The following is a 16,975-nucleotide window of genomic DNA, read 5'->3' on the forward strand; positions in this document are numbered from 1 at the left end:
GGCGCGGGATCAAGGGGGATCGGCAGCCCGGCCCGCAGGGCGCGCGGATTCTGCGCCGCGGAGGTGTGCCGTGGCCCCCGCGGCTGGCCGCCGCAAGCCTCAAGCCGGGGCCGCCGCCCGCCTTTCGCGACCGTTCAGCCAGAGCACCGGCGCGATCACCAGCACGATCAGGATACCCAGCCCGACGTAAAGCGGCCCGAGGCCCGCGTGGATCGCAAGTTCCACTCCGGCGATCGGGCCGATCGTGCCGCCGATATCGCCCACGAACTGGTAGATGCCCACGGCGGGCCCGTGCTGGGCGCGGGTGACATGGTCGCCCAGAAGCGCCATCATCGGCAGGGTCACCGCGTTGAACGACAGCCCCACGAGAAGGACGCCGGCCAGCATCTCCCACACGCCCTGCGCCAGGCCGAGAACGGCAAACCCCATGCCGAGGACCGCCAGCGCGGGGAACATGAGCGTGGTGCGCCAGCGCGCGGCGTCGATCATCTTGCCGCTGGCCATCGCGATCCCCGCCGAGGCCGCGATCATCACCGCCATCACCACGCCGGATGTTCCCTGCGCCTCCATGCCGAAGATCTGCACCTTGCGGTCCTGCACCAGAAGCACGAGCGTTGCGAGAAGAACGCCCTGAACTGTCAGGAAGATCAGGAAGTTGGTCATCCAGGCGCCGAAGACGAAGACGATCCCGGGCGATTGCAGGATCGCGCGGAAACCGGCCTTGCCCGCGCCCTCCGGATCGGCTTTGCGCGGACCCATGGCGGGCAGCGCCGTGAAGGCATAGGCCGCCGACAGTGCGGTCACCGCTGCCCCCGCCAGAAAGGCCGCATCATCGCCAAGGTAGTTCGCCATCACGCCGCCGAAGACAAGGCCGAAGGGCACCGCCACGCTTTGCGCCACGCGGACGGTCGAGGTCTTGCGTCCGCGGTCGCCGCGATCCGACAGCATCAGCACCGCGGCCTGCGAGCCGACGAACAGGAAGGCGGTGCCGATCCCGAAGATGAACCGCCCGGTCAGCAGCCACCATTGCGCATGGCCGAGATGCAGCGCGGCGCTGAAGCACAGGATCCCCACGGTCTCCACCCCAAGCGCGAAGGTCAGGATCCGGCGCGGGCCGAGCTGGCCGATCAGGTGGCCCGCGGGCAGGTTGAAGATCAGCCGCGCAATCCGGTTCGCCGACAGGATCAGCCCGACCATGAAGCCGGGAATTCCCAGCGCGATCCCCAGCGCCGGCAGGATCGGGAAGACGAGGCCGCCGCCCATGCCACCGATGAAGACGACGACGGCGATTCGGCGGGTGATGGCCTGCGGGTCCTTCGCGGGGCTCATGCGCGGGGGTCCGACCGGAGGTCGCCGCCGTTCACTCGGCCGAAGTGCCGGGCCGCGAACAGCGCCATCGCGAAGGCCCCGATCGCGGGCGGCAGGACCGCGGTCCAGAGGTGCATGTCAAGCGGGCCCACGTGCCAGAGCAGCAGGTAGGCCACGACCAGATTCGCAAATCCCCACAAGACATTGACGATGGATGTTGACCTGCCGCGCCCGGGCGGGTCGGCAAAGGGGGTCTGGAATGGTCGACCCTGGACGCCGGCCACGAGATGCGGCACCGCGTTCGTCAGGAACACACCTCCGAAGAGATGGGCCAGCGGCGCGAGCCAGATCATTCCGCCGCCTCCCGCGAGGCGAGAAGCGCCAGCACATCCTCCGCCGTTCCGGTCTCTCCCAGCCGCGGGAAGATGCGGGTGACGCTGTTCTCATGCGCCTCGGCGTTCATGTCGGTCATGGCGTCGGTCGCAAGGGTCACGTTGAACCCGGCCTCGTGCGCCTGCCGCGCCGTCGATTCCGCACCAATCGAGGTGGCGACACCGCAGACCACCACCTGGGTCACGCCGCGATCGCGCAACGTCTTTTCCAGGCCGGTGCCGGTAAAGGCGCCCCAGGTCCGCTTGGTCACTACGATGTCGGATGGCTGCTGGCCGAGTTCGGGCAGGAAATCGGCGAAATCGTCGGGAAAGCTGCCGCCGGCGCGGCCCTGTTCGTTGCGTCCCGGCGCGGTTCCCGTGACATTCACAAGAACGACGGGCAAGCCCTTTTCCCGAAACGCTTTCGTCAGGGCGGCGGCGCGCTCGGTCACCTCCGGGAACGGGTGGATCGTCGGATAGGCGGCGATGCCTTTCTGAAGGTCGACGACGATCAGGGCGGTGGCGGGGTCAAGCTGGGTCAGCGGCATGGAGGAGGGTCCTTGGATTGGGGGCGGGTGCTCAGATATCGAGGGCGCGCGACAGGGTTTTCAGGGCGCGGGCGACCTCTTGCTGTTCGGTCTCGCTAAGGGTGGCGGCCAGGCGGCGCGACAGCCAGTCCTGCCGGGCGGCGCGGCCCTCGGCCAGCCAATGGGCGCCAGTGGCCGACAGCGACACCAGCGTCTGGCGCCCGTCGTCGGGATCGGGCTGCGTCTCGATCAGCCCCATCTCGTCGAGCGCGGAAAGGATGGAGCGCATGGATTGCGGCCGCATCCCTTCGGCCCGCGCCAGCGCCGAGGCGGTGGCTGGCCCCACGGCGTCGATCTGCACCACCACGGCGGCCTGCGACGGGGTCAGCTCACCGCGGTTGGAATGCTGCTGCAGCTGCCGCTTGAGATGGCGAAACATCGTCCGCAGTTCGCTGGCGATCAGGGCAGGGCGTTCGTCAGGGGCATCGGTCATGCTGGCAGAGGTAGATTTATGCAGTCAAACTGTAAAGTCTGCCTGCGCATATTGACTGTCTTGTGATCGGCGCGGGCGCGGGGGATGTCGGTTTTCCCCCTCAGGCGCCGCAATCCGGAGGAGAGAGGTGGCGGAAAGGCGTAAAAGGGGGCGACGAACCGGAGGAGTTTGGCATGAGCGAACAGGCGACAGCAGGGCGGCGGGCGCGCGGCGGCGGCGGTGCGGCACGGCGTGCCGAGCGCACGGCGGTGCGATTCGAGACCGCCCGCTTCATCGAACGCAACATTCCCAACTTCAAGGTGCTGAACGCCGAGGCGCTGGAGATCATCGAGGCCAATGCCGAGACGGTGCTGGAGGAGATCGGCGTCAATTTCGTCGACAACCCGGCGGCGCTGCAACGCTGGCGCGAGGCCGGCGCCGATGTGCAGGGCGAGCGGGTGCACATTCCGCGGGGCCTGGCGCGCAAGCTGATCTCGACCGCGCCGTCGTCTTTCACGCAGCATGCCCGCAACTCCGCCCGCAACGTCGAGATCGGCGGCAAGAGCCTCGTCCTCGCCCCGGTCTACGGCCCGCCCTTCGTGCGGGACATGGACGGCGGGCGCCGCTATGCCACGATCGAGGATTTCCGCAACCTCGTGAAGCTTGGCTACATGTCGAAATGGTTGCACCATTCCGGCGGCACGGTGTGCGAACCCACCGACGTGCCGGTGAACAAGCGTCACCTCGACATGCTGCTGGCGCACATGACACTCAGCGACAAGCCCTACATGGGCTCGGTCACAGAACCGGTGCGCGCCGCGGATTCGGTGGAGATGTCGAAGATCCTGTTCGGGTCGGATTTCGTCGACCAGAACACGGTGATGACCTCGCTCATCAACATCAACTCGCCGCTGACCTTCGACAGCACGATGATGGGCGCGCTGGAGGTCTATGCCGCGGCGAACCAGGCCGCGATCATCTCGCCCTTCATCGTCGGCGGCGCGATGGCGCCGGTGACGGTAGCGGGGACGCTGACGCAGGTGCTGGCCGAGGTTCTGGCGGGGGTGAGCTATTCGCAGCTGGTGCGCCCGGGCGCGCCGGTGATCTTCGGTGCCTTCGTCACCTCGATCGACATGAATTCCGGCGCGCCCACCTTCGGCACGCCCGAGGCCAGCCACATCACCTATGGCGCGGGCCAGCTGGCGCGCCGGCTCGGCCTGCCGTTCCGGTCGGGCGGGGCGTTCTGCGGATCGAAACTGCCGGATGCGCAGGCCGCCTATGAAAGTGCGAATTCCCTCAACATGGCGCTGCTTTCGGGGGTGAACTTCATGCTGCATGCCTGCGGCTGGCTGGAGGGTGGCCTTGTCTCTTCCTACGAGAAGTTCGTGATGGATGCAGACCAGCTCGGCACGCTGCACCACTTCGCGCAGGGGGTGCAGACCGACGCGAACGGCCAGGCGATGGACGCGATCCGCGAGGTGGGACCGGGTGGCCACTACCTTGGCTGCGCCCATACCCAGGCCAATTTCAAGACCGCGTTCTGGCGGTCCGAGGTACTGGATTACAAGCCGTTCGAGACCTGGGAAGAGGAAGGCGCGCGCGACACCCAGGCGCTGGCGTCGGTGCGGGTGAAGAAGATGCTGGCCGATTACCAGCCGCCCGCCCTCGACGAAGGCATCGCCGAGGCGCTGACCGATTACGTCGCGCGCAAGAAAGCGGCGGAGCCCGACGCCTTCATCTGAGGGGACGTCTGCCGCGTTGTGCAACGGAGGCCGTGGCCCTTGCGGCGCTGTTGCATGCGTATTTGCGGAACAATGAAAGGAAGAGCTGTCGGTGGCGCCGGCAGCTCTTCCTTCGCGTTCAGGCGGTCGTTTCGGACGCCATTTCCGAAGCGGCGGCCAGCCGCGCCTCGGCCATCATCGCGATCACCAGTTCGAGGTGGCGGCGCAGGTCGTAATCGGCCGCGTCCGCGCGCCGGGCGTCTTCTTGGATCGCCTCTTCCTCGATCAGCCGGGGCAGCGCCCGGCCCGGCGCGGGGACCGTGCCGATCAGCCGCTTGAGCATCCGCTCGCGGCGATAATCCGGCAGGCCGAAGCGCGCCGCGCTTACCAGAAGCCGCGGCCGCCTCAGCCGGGTCAGATCTTCCTGGAAATCGCGCATCCTCAAATCCTCCGTGCTGTCGGACATGTCACATCAACCCAAGGTGACACGATACAACCCGGCGTTGCGCGCGGGCCGAGCTCAGCGTTCGGTGGTTTCAGAAAGGTTTAGGAACTCGGAACAATTATCTGGTTTCCGGCGGAATTTAACCGGCTGGTAATCAATATTACCAAGGCTTGGGACCGCCTTCGCGACAATGGTTAACGAACTTGGAAAGGCCGGACGCGCATGTCGTGCAACCTAATGGCGAACGTGGCCCTGCCGGCATGGCTGCCGGATGCGGCGGCCATGTACCTGGGCCACACCGAGATCGGGATGTCGCTGCGCGAGCTTGCGCGGCAGCGGGGGGTGCATGCCTCGACGGTGCTGCGGCGGGTTCGCCGCTACGAGAACCGGCGCGACGATCCGCTCGTCGATGAGGCGCTGGAAACCCTGGGCAGGGTCTGCGCCGCCGCCAAGACCCAGTCCCGCAACCGTACCGAGAAGGACAGCATAGCCATGACCGCACCCCTGCGCAAAGAGCCGTTGATCGAGGACGAGGCCACCATCCTGCGCGAAGCCAGGCGCATCCTGCGGCGGCTGTCCGAGCCGGGCGCGGTTCTCGCGGTGGCGCCGGACATGGAAAAGGCGGTCGTGCTGCGCGACCTTGGCGACGGGCCGACGGCGCGGACCGCCGTGGTGTCACGCGCGGTGGCGCAGGCGTTCGCGCTGCGCGACTGGATTGCCTGCCGTCCGCAGGGCCGGGTCGCCACCTACCGCATCACCCAGGCGGGCCGCGCGGCGCTGCGCCGGCTGCTGGACGAGGACCAGCGGATCAAGGAGGGGTCGGGGTTCTGCGAGGCGGCCCAGCCCTTCGCCGACCAGCACCGCGACTGGGACGAGCGGAGCTGCGAGGACGAGGATGGCCAGCGCCGGCGGATCCGCTACAACGCGGCGGAAAGCCCGGTTGCGGTGCTGGCGCGGCGGCGCGACCGCGACGGGCAGCCGTTCCTTGCGGCCGACCTGGTGCGCGCGGCGGAGCGCTTGCGCGAGGATTTCGAGATCGCCCAGATGGGGCCACGGGTGGCGCAGAACTGGGACCGCTTCCTGACCGCGGGGGACCGCGGCGGCTTTGCCCACGACCGCGGACCCGCCGACGGCCCGCGCCGTGCGCGCGACCGGGTCGCTGCGGCGCTGCGCGACCTCGGGCCGGGGCTGGGCGACATGGCGCTGCGCTGCTGCTGTTACCTCGAGGGGCTGGAGGGCGCGGAGAAGCGCCTTGGCTGGTCCGCGCGCTCGGGCAAGATCGTGCTCCGGATCGCGTTGATGCGGCTGAAGCGGCATTATGACGAGACCGGGGGGAACGACGTGCTGATCGGGTAGGGGGCCCGGGCGGGCAGCGTGGAGGTGTCGGCGTGGAGGGGGGCGCTGCCCCCCGCCGCCCAAGGGGCGGCTCCCCCCGGGATATTTTCGCTCAGAAGAAGGGATGGGTCAGTGGACCACCCTTTCCGGGCCCAGCTGAGAGGTCGGCAGCCAGGTCGAGAGCCAGGGCACGTAGGTCACCAGGATCAGGAAGATGAAGAGCACGGCAAGGAAGGGAAGCGCCGCCTTGACCACGCGCATCACCGACATGCCGGCCACGCCGGAGGTGACGAAGAGGTTCAGGCCCACGGGTGGCGTGATCATCCCGATCTCCATGTTCACCACCATGATGATCCCGAGGTGGATCGGGTCGACCCCCAGTTCGACCGCCATCGGGAAGACGATCGGGGCGACGATGACGATCAGGCCCGAGGGTTCCATGAACTGGCCGCCGATCAGAAGGATCAGGTTCACCACGATCAGGAAGGTGATCTGGTTGAGGCCCGCGCCCAGCATCGCCTCGGCGATCGCCTGGGGGACGCGCTGGTCGGTCAGCACCTGTTTCAGGATCAGCGCGTTGGCGATGATGAACATCAGCGTGATCGAGAGCTTGCCGGCCTCGTAGAGCGCGCGGCGGGTGTCCTCATGGAAGAAGCCGGTGACGAGGGCGGAGGGCTGTTTCCAGAGCGGCGTGGGCGCGCCGTCGGCGTTCGCCAACGGCCCCATGTCGCGGTAGACGAAGATCGCGATGACGAAGGCGTAGACGGAGGCGACGGCGGCGGCCTCGGTCGGCGTGAAGAGGCCCGCGGTGATGCCGGGGATGCCGTAGATGCCCACCATGATGATGGCGACGAGCATGAGGCCCCAGAACGCCTCGCGGAACGACTTGCCGATCTCGGACCAGCCGAGCCAGTCGCCCTTGGGCAGGCCGCGCCAGCGGGCGACGATATAGATCGTGGCCATCAGCATGACGCCCGCGACGATGCCGGGGATGACGCCGGCCAGGAACATGCGGCCGACCGAGACCTCGGTTGCCGAGGCATAGACCACCATGACGATCGAGGGCGGGATCAGGATGCCCAGCGTGCCCGCGTTGCAGATCACGCCCGCGGCGAAATCCTTGGAATAGCCCATCTGCCGCATCGCCGCGATGACGATGGAGCCGATCGCGACCACCGTCGCGGGCGACGACCCGGAGAGTGCCGCGAACATCATGCAGGCCAGGACGCCTGCGATGGCGAGGCCGCCGTGCATGTGCCCCACCAGCGAGATCGAGAAGCGGATGATCCGGCGCGCCACGCCGCCCGTCGACATGAAGGTCGAGGCGAGGATGAAGAACGGGATCGCCAGCAGCGTGTAATGCCCCTGCATCGCCTGGTAGAAGGTCTGCGCCACCGAGGCCAGCGAGGCATTCGATTCCCACAGCAGGAACAGGATCGACGACAGGCCCAGGGCCACCGCGATCGGCACGCCGATCAGCAGAAGCGCGACGATGCCGACAAAGAGAAGAACGATCGACACGGGGCTATTCCTCGCGGTTGATGTGGGCGACGTCGCGGACCTCGTCCTCGGCCTCGTGGCTGACGATGAGGCTGGTGCGGGTGCCGCGCAGGAGGCCGAGCGTGGCCTGGACCAGGCGCAGCAGGATCAGGGCCATGCCCAGTGGCAGGATCAGGTAGGGGATCACCCGGGGCATCTTGTCCCAGGCCTCTCCCTGGTTGATCCAGGCCGAGAGGAATTGCAGGAAATCCGGCATCGGCACTTGGTCGGTGACGTAGAAGGCGCGGTCGCGGGTCGACCAGTTGAACCCGGTCGGGAACCAGCGCCCGGTGGTCTCGTAGAGGCCGGCGAAGGGAGCCCAGTAATCCCAGGCGCCCTTCAGGAGCAACAGGCCGTAGACCAGGCAGCAGGCCGCCGAGACGAGGCCGAGCGCAAAGCGCCCACGCGGCGGCAGCGCCCCGATCACCGCATCCACCCCGAGGTTGGCGGTGATGCGGAAGGTGTGGGAGATGCCGAAGATCACCAGCCAGGCGAAGATATAGAGGGTCACCTCCTGCGCCCATAGGATCTCGTGCGGGAGTTTCAGCCCCGTCGCGGCCTCGAACTGAAAGGCGAGGGGGACGTTGAAGAACTTGCGCACGAAGACATTGGCGAAGGTGATCAGCGTCATCGCCCCCAGCAGGAAGGCGATCGCGTTCTCCTCGAACCCGAGCTTGCGGCGTATCGGCCGGCTGGCCATGGCGTCCCCCTTCGCAAGGGTCCCTGTCGCGGGACCCGTTCAAGAAGGGCGGCCCCCGTCACGGGAGCCGCCCGGGCCGTTGAACCGGCCTCATTCGCTCAGTGCTTGGCGTTGATTGCCTGGGCGGCGTCGATGTTGTCCTGGCCCACGTCCTTCACGAACTGGGTCCAGACCGGCTTCATCGCGTCGACCCATTGCTGGCGCTGCTCGGGCGTCAGCTCGCGGATCTTCGCCCCGGCGTCGAGGATGTTCTGACGGTTCTTCGCCTCGATGTCGGTGACTGCGCCGTTCCGCTCCACCGTGACCTCGTGCAGTATCTTCGCCAGCTGGTCGCGGACATCGGGTTTCAGGCTGTCCCAGAAGTCGGTCGAGGTCACCACGAGGTAGTCGAGCGTGCCGTGGTTGGTTTCGGTGATGCCGTCCTGAACCTCATAGAACTTCTGGCCGTAGATGTTCGACCAGGTGTTTTCCTGCCCGTCGACCACGCCCTGCTGCAGCGCCGAGTAGACCTCGGAGAAGGCCATCGGCTGCGGCGAGGCGTCAAGCGCCTTGATCATCGCGACCAGCACGTCGGAGGGCTGCACGCGGAATTTCAGCCCCTTGGCGTCGCCCGGCACCAGAAGCGGCTTGTTGGCCGAGAACTGCTTCATCCCCGAATGCCAGAATTCCAGCCCCGTGAGGCCGCGCCGGGTCATCGAGCCTTTCATCTTCTGACCAGCGGGAGAGTTCTGGAACTCGTCCACCGCGGCGATGTTCTTGAACATGAAGGGCAGGTCGAACAGGCGGAAGACCTTGGTGAAGGCCTCGAACTTCGACAGCGAGGGCGCGGCCATCTGGACATCGCCCTGCAGCATCGCCTCGAGCACCTTGTCATCGTTGTAGAGGGTCGAATTCGGATAGACCTCGACACAGACCTTGCCGTTCATCTCCTTGTTGACGCGGTCGGCGAACAGCTGGGCGGCGATGCCCTTGGGATGCTTGGTCGCGTTGGTGACGTGGCTGAACTTGATGACGATCTCGCCCGGATCGCAGGCGCCTTCGGCGCGCGCGCCATGGGCGGCAAAGGTCAGAAGCGCGGCGGTCGCCGCGGCGGTCAGAAACTTCATGGGTCCTCCTCCCGAGGATGGCTGAGTTCGGTGTCGATGCGCCTCTGCGGACGCCCGGCCCTCACGATGGCGTGAGTCGCGAAGCGATCAAGCGAAACTTTCACGTCGCCGTGATTTTTCGTCGAAAAATCGCAGGATCAACGGTTTGCGCGACGATGTTACGATGGAACGCGCCCATGCCGCGGGGCAGCATGTGCGGAAATCCGCACAGGATCGGGGCGTGATCCGGGCAGGACCGGGCACTCACCCGGAACGGCGGTAGTCCTCGGGGTGCAGATCGTGCCGGGCGAGCTTGTCGTAGAAGGTCTTGCGCGGCAGCTTCAGGGCCTGCGCCGTCACCGTGGCATTGCCGCCGTGGCGCCGCAGCGCCTGTTCCAGCAGCGTGCGCTCGACCCGGGCCATCTGTTCGGCCAGGCCCTCGCCGCCCTCGGGCGGCGGCTCCTCGACCCCGAGGGCGAAGCGCATCGCGGCGTTCATGAGCGCCCGGGCGTTGCCGGGCCAGTCCTGCGCCATCAGCCGGTCGAGCATCGCGGCGTCGATCTCGGGCGGGGTCAGGTCGGCCTGTTCACTGGCCTGGGCGACGTAGCGGCGGAACATCACGGGGATGTCCTCGGGCCGCTCGCGCAGCGCCGGGATCCGCAGGCGGAGCGCATCGAGCCGAAGCGAAAGGTCGGGGTGGAAGCGGCCGGCCCGGGCGGCGCGGGCAAGATCGTGATGGGTGCCGGCAACGGCGCGCGAACGCGCGTCGCCCTCGATCAGTTCGAGCAGGGCAAATTGCGCGGCGGGCGTCAGGTCGGTCACCTCGTCGAGGAATATCGTGCCGCCGTCGGCGCGGGAGAAGGCCTCGGCCAGCGCGGGGGCGTCGGTGGCCGAGGCCGACAGCTTGACGAAGGGCCGGCGGGCGGCGGGAGAGACGAGGTGAAGGACTTCGGCCACCTTCGAAATGCCGGTGCCCGGCTCGCCCGTCACCAGCACGGCGCCGGTGGCGCGGGCGGCGGCGCGGATCCGGCTGCGCAGCGTCTCGGATTGCGCAGAGATGCCGAAGATCAGCCGCGCCGCGGCATCCCCCTCGGCGATCCGCCGGCTCAGGCCGCGCGCCTCCAGCACCTCGGTCCGGGAGCGGAGCGCCTTGTGAATGACCTCGAGCAAGTCCCCGGGGGCGCAGGGTTTTTCCAGGAACCCGAAGGCGCCCTCGGCCATGCCCCGCACCGCCGTCGGCACGTCGCCCTGGCCGGTCAGCAGGATCACCGGAAGCTCGGGGTCGAGGCCGCGCACATGGGCCAGCAGGGCAAAGCCGTCCTTGCCCGGCATGCGCAGATCGCTGACCACCACGCCGGGGAAATCCCGCCCCACGTGGTCCTTCGCCTCTATGGTCGAGCCAGCGAGGACCGGGTTCAGATCGGCCAGCTCCAGCGTCTGTCCCAGGGCCTCGCGCACCGCGCGGTCGTCATCGACCAGAAGGACGGTGCGGATCATGCGGCGGCCCTTTCCGTGGCGGCGGGCAGGTCGACGGTGAACTCGGCCCCGCCGCCGGGCAGGTTGCGCCCCGAGAGCGCACCGCCGAAGCCCTGCACGATTCCGTAGGAGATCGAGAGGCCGAGGCCCATCCCCTCGGAATGGCCGACCTCCTTGGTGGAATAGAACGGGTCGAAGATCTTTTCCGGCTCGGCAATGCCCGGGCCGCTGTCGCGCACGATCAGCCGCACGCGGTCGCCCGCGGGCAGGATGCGCAGGGTCAGGCGCGGCGCCTCCATCCCCTCCATCGCATCCAGGGCGTTGCTCACGAGGTTGAGTACGACCTGCTGCAGCCGCACCTCGCCGCCGCGCACCATGACCGGGCCGGGCGGGGCATGGTCGAGGGTCACGCCCGCCTCGGCGATCCGCGCCTCGGTCAGTTCGAGGATCGCCGCCACCACGGCGGTCAGGTCGACATCTGCCACGCCCTCGACCTCGGAACGGGCAAAGGCACGCAGGTTGCGGATGATCCGCCCCATGCGCCGGGCGAGATCCGAGATCCGGTGCAGGTTCTCCGCTGCCGCCTCGGGCCGGCCCCGGCCGATGAAGGCGCTGGCGTTCTCGGCGAAGGAACGGATCGCCATCAGCGGCTGGTTCAGCTCATGGCTCAGCCCCGCCGACATCTGGCCCAGGGCCGAGAGCTTGCCCGCCTGAACAAGGTCCTGCTGGGCCTTCTTCAGGGCGGCCTCGGCCTCCATCCGCTCCTCGACCTCGGTCTGAAGGCGGGCGACGGCGGTCGAAAGCTCGGCCGTGCGCTCGGCCACCCGGGCCTCGAGCAGGGCCTTGTCGCGCGAGAGGCTGTGGCGCCGCTCGCGCGCGACCAGCAGGAGGCCGCCAAGGATCAGGCACAGCGCCGCCGTGGTCGCCGCCTGGAACAGCGCGAGACGCAGCGCGGGCCAGGCGTCGATCAGGATATGGCCGCGGAGTTCCACCATCGGCAGCGGCATCGACAGGGGCAGGGCAAGCCGCGGCAGGTAGGGCCCACCCGCGATCCACCAGAGCGCCTGCCCGGCGAGGCGCAGCGGCGTGACCGAGGGAAAGGCCACCTGCCGGGCATCGCCGTAGCGCAGGCCGCGGGCGGCGCGGTCGGGGCCGGGGGTGCCCGCGCGGGCATAGAGAAGCTCGTCGCGGTTGGCGACGAAGACGATGCCCAGCGCGTCGGTGAAATAGATCGCCTGCGCCGCGCCGCGCCAATTCGCCTCCACCCGGTCGGCGTCGATCCGCACGACCACGGCCCCGACGACCGGGCCGTTGCCCGAGAACACCGGCACCGCGTAGGTGAAGACGCGCCGGGCCGGGCGCCCCTCTGCCGCATCGGCGAGGCCGTGGGTGAAGGCGGTGGTGCCGTGCAGCGCGCGCGCCAGGAGCGCCGAGCCGGCAAAAGTGGCGGGCGGGGCATTTCTCGCGTCGGTGTCGGGGTCAGCCGCGCGGGCAGGATCGGGGGCAGCGGCTGGTGCAGCAGCTGGGTTGGAGCCTGCCGCCGAGGCGAGGATCTGCCCCTGCCGCCCGACGAGGAGGAAATCGTCCGCACCGCTGCGGTCGGCGGTCCGGCGCAACAGCAGGTCGGCCGCGGCCTTCTCCTGCGGCGTCGCCTTCCCGGCCAGAAGCGGGCGCAGCACCGGGTGGTTTTCGAGGAGCACCGAGAGTTCACGGTAGCGCGCAAGCTGGCTGGTCAGCCGGTCGGCGGCAAGCGCGAGGTCGGCGCGCCCGCGTTCGTTCAGCCTTGCCAGCCCGTCGCCGAGCGAGACCCAGCCGACGCCCAGCGCCAGCACCAGCGTCGCCGCAAGCCAGAGCGCCACGACCCCGGCGCGCCGCCCCGGCAGGCGGTCTGAGGGGCGGTATGAGGGGCGCGGGCTTGCAGAGGTGGGCAGGGCAGAGGAATGGTCGGCAGAGGACCGAACAGAGGACTGCGCAGGGGATCCGGCAGAGGGCGGGGCGTCTGGGCGTGCCTGTCCCGACGTGGCCGCAGATCCCTGTAATGCCCGGTCTTCCATCCACTTCCCCATGCGCGGCCCGCACCCGCGCCGGACAGTCTAGGAACCCGGGCGCGGCTTGGCCAGAGCCACGATTGCATCGCACCGGCCGATGCCCCAGTCTGGCGGCGGACCGGGCGATCCCCCGGTATCCGCGGGAGCTGCCGATGACACCGGACGATCTGCTGACCGTCACCCTGAACCCGACGATCGACCTGTCGTCGAGCGTGGCCGAGGTGCGCCCAGGCCCCAAGCTGCGCTGCGCCCCGCCGCTGGTGGAGCCGGGCGGTGGCGGGCTGAACGTGGCGCGGGCGATCGCGCTTCTCGGGGGCACGGCCCGGGCGCTGGTCGCGGTGGGCGGTGCGACCGGGGACCGCCTGCTGTCGCTATTGACCGAGGTGGGCGTGCCAAGCGTCGCGATGACCGCCCCGGGAGAGACGCGCCAGAGCCTAGCGGTTACCGACCGGACGACCGGCGGGCAGTACCGCTTCGTCCTGCCCGGCCCGGCCTGGGGGCCGGCGGATGTCGAAACCGCGCTGGCCGCGATCGCCACCGCCGCGCGGGAAGGCGGGATCGTCGTGCTATCGGGTAGCCAGCCGCCGGGCGTGCCCGAGGACTTCCCGCTTCGCCTCGCCCGGCGCCTGCAGGGGCGGGCGCGGCTGATCGTCGACACCTCGGGCGGCCCGCTTCGGGCGCTGGCCGAAGGCGGGCACGACGCCGCGCCGTGGATCCTGCGGATGGACAGTGACGAGGCCGAGGAGCTGGCCGGGCAGGCGCTGCCCACGGCGGCGGACTCGGCGCGCCTGGCCGCGGGGATGGTGGCGCAGGGCGTGGCCGGGGTGGTTATCCTGGCCCGCGGGGCCGAGGGCGCCGTGCTGGCCGCGCCGGGCCTGCGCCTCTTCGCGCCGAACGCCCCGGTCGAGGTGGTCAGCCGGATCGGGGCGGGCGACAGCTTCGTCGGTGCCCTGGCGCTTTCGCTGGCCCGGGGCGAGGGGCTGGCGGCGGCGCTGTCCCACGGCAACGCGGCGGCAAGCGCGGCGGTTATCACCGAGGGCACCCGGCTGTGTCGGCGCGAGGACGTGGTGCGGCTGCTGCCGGAATGTGCGGCGCGGGAGGTCTGAGCGGGCGCCGAAGGGCGGGGGGCGCTGCCCCCCTGCACCCCCCGGGATATTTCCGCTCAGAAGAAGACAGGGGCGAGGGCCCTTGCGGCGTGGATGAACAGGCGGGGTGTGGAGGATGGATGTTTCGGACCAAGTCGGCGTGACCGGGCGGTGCTATTGCGGGGCGCGGCGGTTCAGCACGGAGGGCTTGCCCTCCGCGGTGGCCTATTGCCATTGCGCCGATTGCCGCCGCGTCACCGGCGCGCCGGTCGCGGCCTTTGCGGCATTTCCCGAGTCGGCCGTCCGCTTCGCGCCGGACGACGGCCGGTCGGTCGGCGTCACGCCCGGCGTGAGGCGCAGCTTCTGCCCGGATTGCGGTTCACCGCTGACAGGGCGCTACGATTACCTTCCCGGCATGATCTACGTCCCGCTCGGTCTGATCGACCAGGCGGGCTGGCTGCCGCCGACGCTGCATGCCCACGCCGGGCAATGCCTGCCCTGGCTGCGGATCGACGACGGGCTGGAGCGCGTTGACAGCTCCGCCCGCGGGCGGCTTGGCGGTTAGGGGCCAGATAGGCCCATGGAGGGCGGAGCCGATCAGAGGCCGAGCTCTGCCAGACGCCGTTTCTGCCGGTCGAGGAGGAAGGCCACCTCGGCGATCGCGTCGGGCGTGAGGCCGGCGCCGGGCGCCCGCAGGCTGGCATGGGCGATGGCGCCCCGGCTGGCGAGGATATGCTTGCGGATCGCGAGGCCGCGGCCGGGCTGCGCCTCGTAGCGCACGAGCGGCAGGTAGGCGTCGAATATGTCTTGCGCCCGCGCCCGGTCACCTGCCTGCGAGGCGGCGACCACGCCCGCCATCATCTCGGGGAAGGCGAATCCGGTCATCGCGCCGTCGGCACCCCGCGCCATCTCCTCGGGCAGGAACTGGCCGCCGTTGCCGCAGAGGATCGAGATCCGCCGCGCGCCAGCATCGGAGGCCCGCCGCAGCGCCGAGATCTTGTCGAGGCCGGGCCAGTCCTCATGCTTCAGCATCACACAGGTCGGGTGCGCCTCGAAGATGTCGAGCAGCACCTGAGGCGTGATCTGGACCGAGGTGACCAGCGGAAAATCCTGCAGCACGAAGGACGTATCGCCCAGCGTGCGCGCGACGTTGCCGTAATAGTCGCGGATCTGGGCATCGGTGCGCAGGCTGCCGGGCGGCGCGACCATGACGCCCGCGGCGCCGGCCTCCATCGCACCGGCGGCCAGCTCTCCCATCGCGGCAAAGCCCGGCGAGGAAACGCCGACCACGATCGGCACCGCCCCCGCGGCGACCTCGGCCACGCGGCGCACCACGGCAAGGCTTTCGGCCTGGGTCAGCTTCGGCGCCTCTCCCATGATCCCCAGAAGCGTGAGGCCGGTGGCTCCGCGCTCAAGGTAGAATTCGGTCATCGTCGCGACCGACGCCATGTCCAGCGCGCCATCGGGCAGGAACGGCGTGACGGCAATGGTGAAGACACCGCTGGCGGATTCGTCGAGCATCGGGTTTTCCTCCTCCTGCACCCTCCAGCACCCCAGGCGGGCGCTGATGTGGCCGATCTGCCACGGCGCAGCCGGATGATGGGACAGCGGGGCCACGGCTTCAAGGGGGGCGGGTTGAGATGCGGGGGGTGCGTTCCCATATCTTCGTGAAACCAGCCCGCCGCTGCCGCCCGGCCCCCTGCCGGGCGGATCCGCATGTGGTGGCGACAAGAGATCCGGATGCGCGACACACTTTCCCATTTCCGCTGGGCCTTCGCGGCCACGATCGGGGGCCTTGCCCTCGCGTTCTGGCTTGGCTGGGAAATGACGGGCACGCTGTCGGGGGCGCTTTCGGCGCTGGTGATCGGCGCGGTGCTGGCCGTGCTGGAAATCTCGCTCAGCTTCGACAATGCGATCGTCAACGCCAACAAGCTCAAGGCGATGTCGCCGGTCTGGCGCAGGCGTTTCCTGACCTGGGGCATCCTGGTGGCGGTGTTCGGCATGCGCGTCGTGTTCCCGCTGCTGATCGTCGCGGTGGCGGCGCATCTCGGGCCGGTGGCGGCGATCCACCTCGCGGCGACCGATCCGGCCCGCTATGCCGACATCATCGACGATGCCCACCTGTCGATCGCGGCGTTCGGCGGCACCTTCCTCATGCTCGTGGGCCTGCGCTACTTCGTCGACGAGCAGAAGGAGATCGACTGGATCGACCGTGTCGAATGCCGGATGCGCCAGTGCGCCCGGGTCCGCGGGATGGAAATCGCCTTCGTCCTCCTCCTCGTCCTCGGCTTTTCCTGGATGATGCCCAGCGACGACGCCGGGGATTTCCTGTTCGCCTCGCTGCTCGGCATGCTGACCTTCACCGGGGTGGAACTGCTGGGCCACGTGCTCGACGCGGAAAACGGTATGCGCGGGGCGGCGGCGGTGGGCGGCCTCGGGGCCTTTCTCTACCTCGAGGTGCTCGACGCCTCGTTCAGCTTCGACGGCGTGGTGGGTGCCTTCGCCCTGACGCAGAACCTGTTCCTGATCGCGATCGGGCTGGGGATCGGGGCGATGTACGTCCGGTCGATGACGCTGATGCTGGTCGAACGCCAGACCCTGACGCAGTTCCGCTATCTCGAACACGGGGCCTTCTGGTCGGTGCTCGCCCTGGCGGTGATCATGTACGTCCAGACGCTGATGCACATCTCCGAACTCGTCACCGGCGCCCTTGGCGCCGCGCTGATCGGCCTCTCGCTCTGGTCCTCGATCCGCTACAACCGCCGCAAGCGCGGCTGCGCCTTCCCCGACAGCGAGCCCGCCGAGACCTCGCAGGAAGCCTGAGGTCCCGCATCCCCACTTTCTGCTCGAAAATATCCCACGG

General features: G+C 69.1%; 16 protein-coding genes. 5 read left to right on the forward strand and 11 right to left on the reverse strand.

The window, feature by feature from the left end:
• Window positions 1–99 precede the first annotated feature (99 nt).
• From CVV76_RS03230 to CVV76_RS03245, 4 genes are read right to left on the reverse strand one after another with little or no spacing between them, the layout of a single operon-like run.
• A complete protein-coding gene (locus CVV76_RS03230; RefSeq protein WP_102223180.1) occupies window positions 100–1,329 on the reverse strand; it encodes an MFS transporter in 1,230 nt (409 codons plus the stop codon).
• Entirely contained in the window at window positions 1,326–1,661 is a 336-nt protein-coding gene (locus tag CVV76_RS03235; protein ID WP_102223181.1) for a hypothetical protein, read from the reverse strand. The genes CVV76_RS03230 and CVV76_RS03235 overlap by 4 nt, the downstream gene beginning before the upstream one ends.
• The gene (locus CVV76_RS03240; RefSeq protein ID WP_102223182.1) at window positions 1,658–2,227 is read right to left on the reverse strand and encodes an isochorismatase family protein; all 570 of its coding nucleotides are present in this window, start codon (window positions 2,225–2,227) and stop codon (window positions 1,658–1,660) included. Before CVV76_RS03240 ends, CVV76_RS03235 begins: the two co-directional genes overlap by 4 nt.
• A 31-nt stretch (window positions 2,228–2,258) precedes the next feature.
• On the reverse strand, window positions 2,259–2,699 hold the full coding sequence (locus tag CVV76_RS03245) for a MarR family winged helix-turn-helix transcriptional regulator (RefSeq protein WP_102223183.1): 441 nt from the start codon (window positions 2,697–2,699) through the stop codon (window positions 2,259–2,261).
• Window positions 2,700–2,872: 173 nt separating this feature from the next.
• On the opposite strand from CVV76_RS03245, the gene CVV76_RS03250 reads away from it, so the two are divergent.
• Window positions 2,873–4,420 (forward strand): trimethylamine methyltransferase family protein, encoded by a 1,548-nt coding sequence (locus CVV76_RS03250; RefSeq protein ID WP_102223184.1) that lies wholly within the window; start codon window positions 2,873–2,875, stop codon window positions 4,418–4,420.
• Window positions 4,421–4,538: 118 nt separating this feature from the next.
• Here the strand turns inward: CVV76_RS03250 and CVV76_RS03255 are convergent, their stop codons facing one another.
• Window positions 4,539–4,865: a DUF6477 family protein gene (locus CVV76_RS03255; RefSeq protein WP_233192697.1), complete on the reverse strand. Its 327-nt coding sequence runs from the start codon at window positions 4,863–4,865 to the stop codon at window positions 4,539–4,541.
• A gap of 201 nt (window positions 4,866–5,066) precedes the next feature.
• Here CVV76_RS03255 and CVV76_RS03260 point away from each other — a divergent pair, with 201 nt between their 5' ends.
• Entirely contained in the window at window positions 5,067–6,200 is a 1,134-nt protein-coding gene (locus tag CVV76_RS03260; protein WP_102223186.1) for a DUF6456 domain-containing protein, read from the forward strand.
• 108 nt (window positions 6,201–6,308) lie between these two features.
• Here the strand turns inward: CVV76_RS03260 and CVV76_RS03265 are convergent, their stop codons facing one another.
• The 5 genes from CVV76_RS03265 to CVV76_RS03285 form a co-directional block, all read right to left on the reverse strand.
• Window positions 6,309–7,700, reverse strand: a complete 1,392-nt coding sequence (locus CVV76_RS03265) for a TRAP transporter large permease (protein WP_102223187.1) — start codon at window positions 7,698–7,700, stop codon at window positions 6,309–6,311.
• A 4-nt stretch (window positions 7,701–7,704) separates the two neighbouring features.
• Window positions 7,705–8,418, reverse strand: a complete 714-nt coding sequence (locus tag CVV76_RS03270; protein ID WP_102223188.1) for a TRAP transporter small permease — start codon at window positions 8,416–8,418, stop codon at window positions 7,705–7,707.
• Between the two features lie 98 nt (window positions 8,419–8,516).
• Window positions 8,517–9,524: a TRAP transporter substrate-binding protein gene (locus CVV76_RS03275; protein ID WP_102223189.1), complete on the reverse strand. Its 1,008-nt coding sequence runs from the start codon at window positions 9,522–9,524 to the stop codon at window positions 8,517–8,519.
• A gap of 243 nt (window positions 9,525–9,767) precedes the next feature.
• On the reverse strand, window positions 9,768–11,000 hold the full coding sequence (locus tag CVV76_RS03280; RefSeq protein ID WP_102223190.1) for a sigma-54-dependent transcriptional regulator: 1,233 nt from the start codon (window positions 10,998–11,000) through the stop codon (window positions 9,768–9,770).
• Window positions 10,997–12,838, reverse strand: a complete 1,842-nt coding sequence (locus tag CVV76_RS03285; protein WP_233192698.1) for a sensor histidine kinase — start codon at window positions 12,836–12,838, stop codon at window positions 10,997–10,999. Before CVV76_RS03285 ends, CVV76_RS03280 begins: the two co-directional genes overlap by 4 nt.
• A 341-nt stretch (window positions 12,839–13,179) precedes the next feature.
• On the opposite strand from CVV76_RS03285, the gene CVV76_RS03290 reads away from it, so the two are divergent.
• Window positions 13,180–14,133, forward strand: a complete 954-nt coding sequence (locus tag CVV76_RS03290) for a 1-phosphofructokinase family hexose kinase (RefSeq protein ID WP_102223192.1) — start codon at window positions 13,180–13,182, stop codon at window positions 14,131–14,133.
• A 115-nt stretch (window positions 14,134–14,248) separates the two neighbouring features.
• Entirely contained in the window at window positions 14,249–14,677 is a 429-nt protein-coding gene (locus tag CVV76_RS03295) for a GFA family protein (RefSeq protein WP_102223193.1), read from the forward strand.
• 32 nt (window positions 14,678–14,709) lie between these two features.
• On the opposite strand, the gene CVV76_RS03300 is transcribed toward CVV76_RS03295, so the two are convergent.
• Window positions 14,710–15,633, reverse strand: coding sequence for a dihydrodipicolinate synthase family protein (locus tag CVV76_RS03300; RefSeq protein ID WP_102223194.1), 924 nt, complete (start codon window positions 15,631–15,633; stop codon window positions 14,710–14,712).
• A gap of 219 nt (window positions 15,634–15,852) precedes the next feature.
• Between CVV76_RS03300 and CVV76_RS03305 the strand changes: the two genes are divergently transcribed.
• Window positions 15,853–16,935, forward strand: coding sequence for a DUF475 domain-containing protein (locus CVV76_RS03305; protein ID WP_102223195.1), 1,083 nt, complete (start codon window positions 15,853–15,855; stop codon window positions 16,933–16,935).
• Window positions 16,936–16,975: the final 40 nt, after the last annotated feature.

Origin of the sequence: Acidimangrovimonas sediminis (assembly GCF_002871005.1) — a bacterium.
Classification (GTDB): Bacteria; Pseudomonadota; Alphaproteobacteria; order Rhodobacterales; family Rhodobacteraceae; genus Acidimangrovimonas; species Acidimangrovimonas sediminis.